Source organism: Vibrio sp. AIC-3, assembly GCF_013114515.1.
In the GTDB taxonomy this organism is placed as follows: Bacteria; Pseudomonadota; Gammaproteobacteria; order Enterobacterales; family Vibrionaceae; genus Vibrio; species Vibrio crassostreae_C.
Map to the genome: position 1 here is coordinate 37,635 of NZ_VTXG01000023.1, position 12,668 is coordinate 50,302.

12 protein-coding genes are annotated in these 12,668 nt (G+C 44.4%); 9 read left to right on the top strand and 3 right to left on the bottom strand.

Going from position 1 to position 12,668, the window contains the following annotated elements:
* Positions 1–46: 46 nt before the first annotated feature.
* Positions 47–481 (bottom strand): thioredoxin TrxC, encoded by a 435-nt coding sequence (trxC, locus tag F0229_RS15565; protein ID WP_048660138.1) that lies wholly within the window; start codon positions 479–481, stop codon positions 47–49.
* A 122-nt stretch (positions 482–603) separates the two neighbouring features.
* Between trxC and F0229_RS15570 the strand changes: the two genes are divergently transcribed.
* From F0229_RS15570 to F0229_RS15590, 5 genes are all read left to right on the top strand, one after another.
* Positions 604–1,701, top strand: coding sequence for a ketoacyl-ACP synthase III (locus F0229_RS15570; protein WP_171733208.1), 1,098 nt, complete (start codon positions 604–606; stop codon positions 1,699–1,701).
* Between the two features lie 22 nt (positions 1,702–1,723).
* The gene (locus tag F0229_RS15575; protein ID WP_171733226.1) at positions 1,724–2,188 is read left to right on the top strand and encodes a GNAT family N-acetyltransferase; all 465 of its coding nucleotides are present in this window, start codon (positions 1,724–1,726) and stop codon (positions 2,186–2,188) included.
* A gap of 109 nt (positions 2,189–2,297) precedes the next feature.
* Positions 2,298–3,530 (top strand): glycosyltransferase, encoded by a 1,233-nt coding sequence (locus F0229_RS15580; protein WP_171733209.1) that lies wholly within the window; start codon positions 2,298–2,300, stop codon positions 3,528–3,530.
* Between the two features lie 202 nt (positions 3,531–3,732).
* Entirely contained in the window at positions 3,733–4,194 is a 462-nt protein-coding gene (locus F0229_RS15585; RefSeq protein WP_010429747.1) for a YeeE/YedE family protein, read from the top strand.
* The gene (locus F0229_RS15590; protein WP_171733210.1) at positions 4,194–4,625 is read left to right on the top strand and encodes a YeeE/YedE family protein; all 432 of its coding nucleotides are present in this window, start codon (positions 4,194–4,196) and stop codon (positions 4,623–4,625) included. Before F0229_RS15585 ends, F0229_RS15590 begins: the two co-directional genes overlap by 1 nt.
* A gap of 163 nt (positions 4,626–4,788) precedes the next feature.
* Here the strand turns inward: F0229_RS15590 and F0229_RS15595 are convergent, their stop codons facing one another.
* Positions 4,789–5,664, bottom strand: a complete 876-nt coding sequence (locus tag F0229_RS15595) for an endonuclease/exonuclease/phosphatase family protein (protein WP_171733211.1) — start codon at positions 5,662–5,664, stop codon at positions 4,789–4,791.
* Between the two features lie 303 nt (positions 5,665–5,967).
* Between F0229_RS15595 and nrdD the strand changes: the two genes are divergently transcribed.
* Both nrdD and nrdG read left to right on the top strand, forming a co-directional pair.
* Positions 5,968–8,088: an anaerobic ribonucleoside-triphosphate reductase gene (gene nrdD / locus F0229_RS15600; protein WP_102394372.1), complete on the top strand. Its 2,121-nt coding sequence runs from the start codon at positions 5,968–5,970 to the stop codon at positions 8,086–8,088.
* Between the two features lie 155 nt (positions 8,089–8,243).
* Positions 8,244–8,714 carry an anaerobic ribonucleoside-triphosphate reductase-activating protein gene (nrdG, locus tag F0229_RS15605; protein ID WP_017069098.1) on the top strand — a complete coding sequence of 157 codons (471 nt, stop codon included), beginning with the start codon at positions 8,244–8,246 and terminating at the stop codon, positions 8,712–8,714.
* A gap of 113 nt (positions 8,715–8,827) precedes the next feature.
* On the opposite strand, the gene F0229_RS15610 is transcribed toward nrdG, so the two are convergent.
* Complete coding sequence (locus tag F0229_RS15610; protein ID WP_171733212.1) at positions 8,828–10,213, bottom strand: MATE family efflux transporter; 1,386 nt, start codon at positions 10,211–10,213, stop codon at positions 8,828–8,830.
* A gap of 211 nt (positions 10,214–10,424) precedes the next feature.
* Between F0229_RS15610 and F0229_RS15615 the strand changes: the two genes are divergently transcribed.
* On the top strand, positions 10,425–11,261 hold the full coding sequence (locus tag F0229_RS15615; protein ID WP_017070518.1) for an AraC family transcriptional regulator: 837 nt from the start codon (positions 10,425–10,427) through the stop codon (positions 11,259–11,261).
* Positions 11,262–11,472: 211 nt separating this feature from the next.
* Entirely contained in the window at positions 11,473–12,657 is a 1,185-nt protein-coding gene (locus F0229_RS15620; protein WP_171733213.1) for an amino acid aminotransferase, read from the top strand.
* Positions 12,658–12,668 lie beyond the last annotated feature (11 nt).

Here is a 12,668-nt window from a genome sequence, read left to right on the forward strand (position 1 = left end):
AAGTAAAACTAAATCAATAGTTTAACCAATAGTTTAAATAATAGTGTTATTTGGTTAGAGCTTGATTCAGCCACTGATCAAATTGACCTTTTGGCAGTGCACCGTTAATCGTATCGACACGTTTACCGTCTTTAAACACCATCACGGTCGGAATGCTTCTGATTTGATACATTGCCGCGAGCTGCTGCTGAGCTTCAGTATCAATCTTAACGAATCGAACATCTCCAGAGCGTTCTTTTGCAACGTCGCTGAACACAGGCGCGAAGCCCACACATGGGTTACACCATGTCGCCCAGAAGTCGACAACTACAGGCTGTGAACTGTTCAAGATAGATTGGAAATTAAGTGACGTTCCCTCGATAGGAGCGCCATCGAGCAGTGCTGTTTTGCATTTACCACAAGTTGGGCTTTCTGAAATTCTTTCTGAAGGAACTCGGTTTAAGCCATTACAAGAAGGGCAGCGTGTGTTGAATGTAGACATAACTTTCTCTTTTTATTGTAACTCCGTGGCTAACGTGATTTACGAATCACGCACGGAGCGCTTATACTGTTTAAAACTAGAATACGATACTTAAATAAAAACAAACAATAAACAGGTAAATGATGACAAAATTTTACGCCGAAATTACTGGCTGGGGAAAGTGTCTGCCACCAGCCGTGCTGTCCAATGATGATTTAAGCACTTTCATTGATACGTCTGACGAGTGGATTCGTACTCGAACTGGTATCGAAAACCGTCGTATCAGTCATGTAAATACCTCTGAGCTAGCGACTGTTGCTGCTCAACACGCAATGGCGTGCGCTGGCCTTACTGCCGAAGATATCGATCTCGTGATCATCGCAACGTGCAGCCCTGATTCTCTTATTCCAAATACTGCGTCTAAGGTTCAACAGAACCTAGGTATCAAGAGCGCAGCGGCTTTTGACCTTAACGCAGCATGTACAGGCTTCATTTACGGTGTTGAAACCGCAACTCGATTGATTCAAGCGGGCAACTACCGCAATGCAATCGTTGTCGGCGCAGAACGTCTTTCATTCTTCATCGACTGGACCAAGCGTGATACTGCGGTTCTATTCGGTGATGGCGCTGGCGCTGTGGTTCTATCTCGCACTGAAGAACAAGTTGGCCTGCAAGAAGCGCAGATAGGTTGTGACGCAGAAGGCCGCGATATTCTAGCAGTGCCAAAGTTCGGTACATCTATGGATCGCTTCGCTGCTGACAACGGTTACTGGGACTTTGATTTCGTAGGTAAAGAGATCTTCAAACGTGCGGTTAAAGGCATGGGTGCAGCAGCACATACAGTATTGAGCCGTACTGGCATCTCAACAGACAACATTGACGTTGTGATTCCACACCAAGCAAATATCCGAATCATTCAAACTCTGTGTGATATGGCGGGCATTGAACGTGAGAAAGCGTTCGTGAACATTCAAAATTACGGCAACACGTCGGCTGCGACTGTGCCAATTGCATTGTGTGAATCGTTAGAGCAAGGCTTTATTAAACCGAACTCAAACATCCTTGTAGCGGCATTCGGTGCCGGTTTAACTTGGGGGGCTGGTCATATTAAATGGGGTAGCCGTGTTGAACCGCTAGGTCAATCAGATGCTAAGCTTCCAGAAGCGGATAAGTCGGCTTTAGAGCTTTTGGAAAGAGCCATTTTACACTGTAAAACGCGTCCTAATTCTGAGAACGAGTAGCAACATGGCGCAAGTTCGTTTTATGGCAAAAGCCGACCTTGATGGTGCGGCTTTAGTTCACCAAGCTACTTTTGTTCGACAGCAAAACTCAAAAGATTGGTTACAATGTAACTTAAGCGCTTCACCACGCTTTCTTAACTTCGTTGCAGAGAGCGAAGGTGAGATTGTTGGCTACATTATTTGGGTGCAGAAAAGCGGGTTTAGACCTGAAGCTGTTTTAGAACTAGAGCAACTCGCCGTGTTAACAACTGCGCAGGGAAAAGGATTGGGTAAAAAGCTGATTCTTGACTCCTTGCCGCAAGTGAAACAGAAGCTAGCAGAGCAAGACTCGACGCTAAAACATGTGCTAGTGACGACCAGAGCGGATAACTTTGCACAAAAGCTCTATCAGTCGACGTTAGGCGCTGAAGTCGAAACTACGATTTCAAACCTGTACTCTGCTGATGAAGTGCTTATGATAGCTCGCAATGTAGGTGAGCGAATCTGATCGCTGAGTGATTAGAACTCATTATAATCAGCGATATAAGTCGACCACGATCGATAAACGTTTTATTAGGGGCTAAGTTAGTCCCTTTTGTTATTTCTTAGGAAGTGTTTTGAAGAAAGTTTTAGCAATTGGCTACGTTTGGCCAGAACCGAATTCATCGGCGGCTGGCAGCCACATGATGTCTCTTTTACGTCTATTTAAGAGACAAGGTTGGTCTGTCGAATTTGCAACACCCGCTCAAGAAACCGAGCACATGATTGATCTCTCCGAAGAGGGCATCACAAGCCAATCTATACAGTTAAATTGCGATAGCTTTGACGATTACATTGAAGAACTGCAGCCCGATGTCGTGATGTTTGACCGTTTTATGATGGAAGAACAGTTTGGTTGGCGTGTTGAGAAGGTATGTCCGAACGCGTTTAAGCTGTTGGATACTGAAGACTTGCAGTTCCTGCGTAACGCCCGCCATGAAGCCGTTAAGAAAGAAACGGAACTGACCAAAGCACACTTGTACAGTGATTTGGCTAAACGTGAAATTGCTGCGATTCTGCGCTGTGATCTTTCGTTGATCATTTCAAGCTACGAGATGGAACTGCTTCAATCCGAGTTCAATATCGATCCCAAACTGCTTCACCATCTACCTTTCATGGTTGATCTTAATACGCTTCCTGAAAGCACGAAAAGCTTTGAAGAACGTAAGCATTTCATGACGATAGGTAACTTTAGACACGCACCGAACTGGGATGCCGTGCTTCAGTTACAGAAGATTTGGCCGAAGATTCGCAAACAGCTGCCTGACACTGAACTTCATATTTATGGATCGTATCCGCCACCAAAAGCGACCGCATTACACAACCCTAAAACCGGTTTCCATATCAAAGGTTGGGCGATAGACGCTCAAGAAGTGATGGAGCAGGCTCGTGTGTGTGTTGCACCTTTACGATTTGGCGCAGGCATTAAAGGCAAGTTACTTGATGCGATGAAGCTACAGACTCCGAACGTGACCAGTGAAATCGGCAGCGAAGGTATGTTGCCACAAGGAGAACTGCAATGGCCAGGTGCGGTTGCTGATGATATCGACGAATTTGTTGAAGCTGCAGTTGCCCTTTATAAAGATGAAGAGAAGTGGCTTAAGGCACAAAGCCGATGTCATTCAATCCTTGAAGCGCACTACGAGCAGAATAAACTGGGCGACACATTGATTGAGCGATTGATTGCGTTAGAGTCGGATCTTGAATCTCATCGACTGGATAACTTCTTTGGTTCGATGCTCAAACACCACAGCATGGCGAGCACTAAGTACATGTCGCAATGGATTGCTGAGAAGAACAAGGTCAAATAGCTGTTCTTTACCAAAGACAGAATAAATCTTAAGCCCTTAGGTTAACACCTAGGGGCTTTTTTCATACAGGGCGCTTGTTAATTCCAGACTTACAAAACGACACATACTCGCAGTACATTAGCATTGACTAATTTATATTTATTAGTAAACTCTAATTTATAGGTTGTTATGAGTTTATGATGTTTGTGGATAGGAGAGGTTTGTGCTTAGTTTGATTCCTTGGGATGCTTTTTTCGGCGGCATGTTGTTAGGCGTGTCGGCCATTGTTTTAATGTTGGGGATTGGTCGAGTTGCTGGCATTAGTGGCATTGTCAGCCGATTATTGCCAACTGGCACCAGCAACAAAGAACGTAAAGATGCGGATACAGCAAACACCGAAAAACACTGGCGTATCGCCTTTGTTGTGGGAATGGTCGCAAGTGGTTGGCTATTAATTCCGACGGGCTACCAACTTCCGCAGTTAGAAGAGATGAATCTCGCTTTAGTGATTATTGCTGGCCTTCTGGTGGGCTTTGGTACTAAAACAGCGAACGGTTGTACTAGCGGGCATGGCATTGTCGGAATGGCTCGTTTATCTAAACGTTCTATTGTTGCGACCTGTGTATTTATGGGTGTGGCAATCGTAACCGTGTTTATCAAGAATCTGACTGGCTTGGGGGCATAATGAAAAACGCTTCATTTACTATCGTTATCGGTTTGGTCGCAGGTATTCTTTTTGGCTCTGGCATGATCATCTCAGGCATGGTTGATCCAAACAAAGTACTTGGCTTTTTAGACATTACAGGCGACTGGGATATCAGTTTGGCATTCGTCATGGGTGGCGCGCTATTGGTCTTTGCACCGTTTTATCATCTGGTCATTAAAAAGCGCGCTAAAGCCATCAATGGCGAGCCGTTAGATAGCCGTAACAATCCGTTGATAGACAGAAAGCTGATTCTTGGATCTACAGCGTTTGGCTTAGGCTGGGGGATTGCAGGCTTTTGCCCAGGCCCTGCGGTAACCAGCCTAAGTGGCGGCAACCCGACGGTGTGGGTGTTTATGATAAGCATGCTGGTGGGAATGTGGCTGGCGGATCGTATGAACAAAACGTGTTAGTAGCAAGCTTATAGCTGATTACATTGGCTTTGACGTTATCCGTTCTGAGCTGACCAAGCATAGAGGTTGACTCGCTTTCAGCACGAAAGTCAGTCAGCCTCTTTCTATATTTACTGTTTCTATTATTTTCAGTTATCTACAATCTGCTGTTATCTAAAATCTACTATTTAATAGTCGTTGAAACTGGGCAGTGGTCACTGAGTTTGTAGTCCAGAACATCTTGTGTTTCAAATACCTTCTGCTTTGCAGGAGAAGCATTTAGCGACTCACTCACCACAATATGATCAATAACAGAGCGGAACTGATGTGTGCGATAATTGTTGCGGTTAGAGCGTACCTTACAATCTGCACGGGTCTTTCGTGTCGCTAACTGCGCATCAGTATATTGTGATAACTCTTTCCACATCCAATCTCGTGAGTAAGCGAGGTTATGGTTAAAGTCGCCAAGAATGGCGTAGTCTTCGTTATTGCGCTCTCTTTGCTTTATCCACTTGTTCAGTTGCTGAGCTTGCTCTTTTAAACGAGAGCAATCGCGGTTGGACTTATACGCTCCGCTACAACCTGCCTTTAAATGCACAGACAACATGTGAATGGGTTTAAAGTTTGTTTCTACAACGATATAGCTGGCAAACCTAAGTTTACTGTTGGATGTGGTTTCAAGCGGAAAGTCAGCGTAGTCGATGAGGGCTACTCCTTTACGAACTGCAAATCCCGTGTATTGGTTCACTTCTTTAAATTGGCGGTTGCTGTTCTTAGATAGCGCCCGGTCAGACATCAATATCTTGTATTGATCACCAGCCACACGCTGAATGGCATTTACGTTATCGACTTCTTGAAACGCAACCACGTCTGCGTCTAAGGATTGAAAATAAGTTGCGAGTTTGTCGAAATCAGCTTGATCACGTTTGTCAGAAAACTTATTCACAGCCTCGTTGGTTGATAACCATTCGATATTCCAACTGGATATGGTCAAAGGTTCAGCAAATGTCTGGCTACTGAGTAAGCAGCCTAACATTATCCAGTTTTGAAGTCGTTTCATGCCAAATATCCCTAATTTTGTCTGCCAATATTGATGAGCCGTTATCCTACAACACTTACCAAAAATTCAACTCTTTTTAGGAGTTTTTTTATTGTTACATTGTTTCTTTTCGACTTGAGAACTAGCGTAATAATATTGAATTGATCTTAGTCAGCGTTCTCTTTTTATTGATCCAAATCAATACTCAAAGTTGGTGGTTCTCGTTAAATACGCCACAATATCTAGTGTTAGTTAAACGATAAATCGCTCTATATAGTGTGTTTGTGGATAAGTCTGTGAATACCTCAAGAGTAAGGAGAAGTGGTGAAATCAATCGTAATCAAGCGTGATGGCTCAAGAGCTCCATTCAGTAGAGATCGCATCCAAGCTGCAGTGGAAGCAGCATCAGACAAAGCCGATAAGGAAATTGCTATTTATGCACTGAATGTGGCATTAGCAGTTGAGTTGAAGCTCGAAGACTACGATGAAGTTCATATCTCTGAAATTCAAACCATGGTCGAGAACGAGCTAATGCAGGGACCATACAAGTCTCTGGCTCGTGCCTACATTGAATATCGTCATGACCGCGACATCGCCCGTGAGAAGCAAAGCGCTTTAACTCGTGAGATCGAAGGTTTGATCGAAGAAAGCAACGTTGATCTAATCAATGAAAACGCGAACAAAGATGGCAAAGTAATCCCAACTCAGCGTGACCTGCTGGCGGGTATCGTGGCTAAACACTATGCGAAAACTCACATTTTGCCACGTGATATCGTACATGCTCACGAATGTGGTGATATTCACTACCACGATCTAGACTACGCACCGTTCTTCCCAATGTTTAACTGCATGCTTATCGATCTGAAAGGCATGTTAACGCATGGCTTCAAGATGGGTAACGCGGAAATCGACACACCTAAGTCTATTTCTACGGCGACAGCGGTAACCGCGCAGATCATCGCGCAAGTGGCGAGTCACATCTACGGCGGCACAACGATTAACCGCATCGATGAGGTTCTTGAACCTTACGTTATGGCGAGCTACGAGAAGCACTTATCGCTAGCGAAAGAGTGGGACATTCATAGCCCAGAAGCTTTTGCTATCTCTCGCACAGAGAAAGAGTGTTACGACGCGTTCCAATCTCTGGAGTACGAAGTAAACACGCTGCACACCGCTAATGGTCAAACACCATTCGTGACGTTTGGTTTTGGTTTAGGTGAAAGCTGGGGCTCGAAATTGATTCAGCAATCAATCTTGAAAAACCGCATTGCAGGTTTGGGTAAGAACCGTAAAACAGCCGTGTTCCCTAAACTGGTATTTGCGATCAAAGATGGTTTGAACCACCAGAAGCAAGATCCAAACTACGACATCAAGCAATTAGCGCTTGAGTGTGCGTCTAAGCGTATGTACCCAGACATTCTTAACTACGACAAAGTAGTAGAAGTGACAGGGTCATTCAAAACGCCTATGGGTTGTCGTAGCTTCTTGAATACTTATGAAGAAAATGGTGAGTTGATTCACGAAGGCCGTAACAACTTAGGTGTTGTTAGCTTGAACTTGCCACGTATTGCGATTAACGCAAAACAAGATATGGCTAAGTTCTACGAACTGCTTGATGATAAACTCAAGCTGGCTCGTCGTGCATTAGAAACTCGTATTTCTCGTCTAGAAAACGTGAAAGCACGTGTTGCTCCAATCCTATACATGGAAGGTGCATGTGGCGTTCGCTTGAAAGCAGACGACTCTATCGCTGATATCTTTAAGAACGGCCGTGCGTCTGTTTCTCTTGGTTACATTGGTATCCACGAAGCAATGACTGCGCTTTACGGTACTGACGTTCACCTGTACGACGATGGCGAAATGCGTGCTAAAGCGCTTGAGCTGGTGGAGTACATGAAGCGTGAAGTGGAATCTTGGACCAAAGAGACAGGTTACGCATTCAGCCTATACGGCACACCAAGTGAAAACCTATGTAGCCGTTTCTGCAGCATCGACACCAAAGAATTTGGTGTGATTGATGGTGTGACAGACCGTGGTTACTACACCAACAGCTTCCACTTAGATGTGCAGAAGACAGTGAACCCATACGACAAGATCGATTTCGAGATGCCTTATCCTGAAATTTCTAGCGGTGGTTTTATCTGTTACGGCGAATTCCCGAACATGCAGAAGAACATCGAAGCACTAGAAAACGTATGGGATTACAGCTACACACGTGTTCCTTATTACGGCACTAACACACCGATTGATGAGTGTTACGAATGTGGTTACAACGGTGAGTTCGACTGTACAAGTAAGGGCTTTACGTGTCCTAAATGTGGCAACCATGACTCAACCAAAGTATCGGTGACGCGCCGTGTTTGTGGTTACCTTGGTAGCCCAGATGCACGACCATTTAACTTCGGTAAGCAAGAAGAAGTTAAACGCCGCGTGAAGCATCTTTAGTAAGCTCTAAGATTATTAGCTAGCTTACTTAGAAGAGCTACGTTTCAAGAAATATGTTTGGTATCGGCGCTATGTCGATACCAATTCATTTGTTTCAACTCTCGCTACTTTTCGAGTTAAACCATTAAGCCATCACGAGTTTTCAATACTGCCTTATGAATTATCACCAATATCACCCAATCGACGTTGTAAATGGCCCTGGAACACGCTGCACTTTGTTTGTGTCGGGTTGTGTACACCAGTGTCGCGGGTGTTATAACCAATCGACGCAAAGGTTGGACTCTGGGCATTTGTTTACTCAAGAACTGCAAGACCACATTATCGCTGATCTCAATGATCCGCGTATTAAGCGTCGTGGCTTGTCGCTTTCTGGTGGTGATCCTTTGCATCCTGCAAACGTGTCTGAAGTGCTTAAGCTTGTTCAGCGTGTAAAAGCAGAATGTGAAGGCAAAGACATCTGGATGTGGACGGGCTACGAGCTCGACGAACTCGACGAAAAGCAGAGGCAAGTACTTGAATATGTTGATACTTTGATTGATGGTCGTTTTGAGCAAGATAAAGCGGATCCAATGTTGGATTGGCGTGGTAGTTCAAACCAAATCATCCATCGATTTACTGATATATAACTGCTGTCGTGACTTTGCACACTCGTAAACGAAAAAGGGCGTCATGGTTAGCGCAATGCAACCAATCGGCCCTTGGGTGTGAGTTCTTTTCGTTTATTCGCTCAAACTACCATTCAAGCTGCGACGTGATCCCGCTCTTCTATTAGGTTGTTGATCCATTTCTTAGAGTGAATTCGCTGGCTAGTTAAAGCGATCTTCGCTAGTTCCTCCAGTAACACAATCATCAGCACCCATTCTAAAGACCAGCCCAGTACTAAAGCGGTGAAATAGGCGAGGGGAATACCAATGGCCCACTGGCCAAATATGTCGATGAAGATGCTGTAGTTGATGTCTCCGCCGCTTTTTAACACGCCACCTATGCCAACCATGTTGAACACTCTCAATATCATCCCTGCGGCCATCACCAAAGCGACGTTGACCGCTGTATCTTTGAGTTCCAGATGCGTTAAATCGATTAATTGAACAATGGCTGGCTTGGCGATAAAGCACAGCACTGCCAATAGTGTCGCAAGTGCACAACTGACAAGTACATAGCCCCAAGCGGTATTTTCAACACGTTGATAATTCTTCGCACCAATCTCATTGCCTAGAATGATCGAAGCGGCAACAGCAAAGCCCAAGAAGGCAGAAATTAAGATGCTTTCCACTGGTGATAACAGTGAGATGATCGCAAGTTCACCAACGCCCATTTGCCCAACTATCACGTTATAAATAAGAATCCCACCCGCCCATGCTGTGTCATGAACCAACATAGGTATTGCTATCGTGAAGTACTTCTTTCTATGCTTCGGTAATATCGCTTCTCGCCAATTACTTAATGTCGGGAATAGATGCGCGTAGTGTTTCTTCGCCATGATAAGCAGCGCTATCGTCTGAAAGAATCGAGACACCGTGGTGCCAATAGCCGCACCAACTACGCCCAGTTCTGGAAATTCAAACAAACCAAAGATCAGCAATGCATTGAGAATCGCATTAACGATGATTGCCCAAATACTGATCTTGGTGGGTAACTTGGCTTCGCCGACCGATCGCAGTGCGCTTTCTAAGGGCACTACGATCGCGGTACCAAAAAGGCTGGCTCCTGTTATCCAAAGGTAATCCGTTGCCAAGCGGACGTAATCAGGGTCTGAGGCCACCACAGACACGACTGATTCAGGAACCAGTGTATAAATCAAAACAAAAGGGATGATAGCAAAGATAGACAACGCCCAAGATTGCGACAAGACACGTCGAATGCCATTGAAATCACCCGCTCCAAAATATTGCGAAGCTAGCACGCTGACTGCACCGCTAATTCCGGAAACCATGATTAAGTTAAAGAAGAAGATACGGTTGCCAACGCCAACTGCTGCGGTTGCCGCATCACCAAGCTGATTGACCATGAAAATATCGACAACGCCGAGCAATGAGAACAACATAGTTTGTAGCGATACAGGCAAACCGATGTGTAAAAGCTTTTGCCAAAAATCTTTGTCTAGATGACGATATGTCGAGCGCATCGCATTTCCCCTGTGGTTAATATGCGAGAAGTTTATCGGTATTTGTTTTGGCTGTATTGTTCAGGTTCATCACAAACTTTTGCCAAACTATCTATTTTCAAAAGCTTCCTATTTGTCAAAACGACCTGTTTTCAAAATCATCTATTTCAAAACTATCGAATGACTAATGTGGCGATTTAATTGCAGACAAACCTAATGAGCGACCAGTGAAATGAGTGAGAAACACGAACGGTACGAGATCTCTGATCAGACACACCAAGAGTTTGTCGATCAAAGCCATGTATTGGCATTCGAAGAATTGGGTATCGTTCAGTGTGGGACGGCGTCGTGCCGAGATTTCTTTTCTGTCCATCGGAAGAATCCACAGAAACACATGCTGCTTTACACGGTTAGGGGCAAAGGGTGGTTAGAAAGTGGGGCGTGTCGCTATATTCTAGAGCCGGGGTCGTGCATTACTGTGCCTGCAGGCGTTGAGAATGGCTTTGGGATTGAAGAAGAAACATGGCAGATAGCGTGGATCTTTCTATCGCCTGATAAGCATTGGGATAATGTCGTCAATGATGAAGTGAGTTATACGCTCTCTCCTGCAGCCGAAGTCGTCTCGTCTTGTATTCATACCTTGCTGAGAAGTATTGCCTTGCCCATTGATTTAGGCGGAGCGATTGCCATTCACAGCGTAGCCCAAATAGAGTTCATGATTAATGCACCAGTCCCGCAGCAACAGTCTCGAAATTTGATTCGCTTGAGACGTGTGTTCGACAGTGTTCAAAAGCAGCTTCATAAAGAGTGGAATGTGCATGAGCTAGCAAACCTATTTCCTTGTTCAGAGCCGCACTTCCATCGTTTGTGCCAACGTTATTACTCTCATAGCCCGATGACTCATATTATGCGTATGAGAATGGAATACGCTGCTCGTTTGTTGAAATCGAGTGATTGGTCGATTCAACATATTGGCGAGATCGTGGGGTACCCGAATGCAGCGAACTTTAGTACTCGATTTAAAGCTTGGTCGGGCATGACACCAAGGCAATTCAAACAAGGCATTTAGCTGAGAATCAACAAGGTACTTCTTAAACAAGCTACTGCTCTTTTGATAAAGCACTAAAAGTGTTCGAAATTTACGCTGTTTTGTGACGTAAAATGACCAATCTCTGTTTACTTATTCTAACTAAGCGCTTCTATTAAAAAATGTTTCTGATTTGTCTACGATAATGTTAACGTGAAACTCATTACTTGAATTTCAAAGGGTTGTGACTTTCATGTTTTCACATCTACCAAAACCAACTTTAGATCCAATTCTATCTCTTTCTGTTGCTTACCGCGGCGATACTCGTACTGATAAAGTCGACTTAGGCATTGGCGTTTACAAAAACGATCAAGGCGAAACTCCGATCATGAAAGCCGTTTCTATGGCTCAAGATATCGTTGTTGAAACGCAGAAAACCAAAGCTTACGTTGGCCTAGCAGGCTGTGAAGAGTTCAACCAGAGCATGGTTGATCTGCTGCTTAAAGGGACTTCTGCAATGGATCGCGTTGCTGCGATTCAAACACCGGGTGCAAGTGGTGCACTTCGCATGTTGGGTGACTTAATGAAAGTTTCTCAACCAGACACCACGGTTTGGATTTCAAACCCAAGCTACGTTAACCACAAACCGGTGATGGAAGCGGCAGGCTTAAAAGTTCGATATTACAATTACTTCAGTCCTGAAACGAAGCAAGTTGATACTGCAAGAATGTTGGATGACCTTTCAAAAGCGGGTCCATCAGATGTGGTACTACTGCACGGTTGCTGTCATAACCCAACGGGTGCGGATATCGACTTTGAGGCGTGGCAGGAAATTACCAAACTATCGCAGAAAAATGGCTTCTTGCCGTTCGTTGATATTGCTTACCAAGGCTTTGGTGATGGCTTAGAAGAAGACGCAAAAGGTCTTCAACACATGGCTAACAACGTCGAAGAGATGTTGATTACGACATCTTGCTCGAAGAACTTCGGTTTATACCGTGAAAGAACGGGTGCCGCTATCGTGATTGGCAAAAACAGCGAACACGTTGGCAATGCTAAAGGTAAGCTTCTAACGCTTGCTCGTTCAACTTACACAATGCCGCCAGATCATGGTGCAGCTTTGGTTAAAACAATTCTTCAGAATCAAGAGCTAACCTCGATTTGGGAGCAAGAATTGAGTGAAATGCAGCAACGTTTGTTAAATCTGCGCCAAAGTTTATGTGATGAATTGCGAAATACTTATAACACGTCACAATTTGACTTCATTGAAAGCCATAAAGGCATGTTTAGTGTACTAGGCTTTAAAGAAACTCAAATGAATCAATTACGTGAAGAATATGGAGTCTATGGTGTTGGTGATGGACGCATCAATATCGCAGGCCTTTCCGAATCTCATATTCCTTATGTAGCAAAAGCGATAGCAAACGTTTCAAAATAGAAGGTGACTGA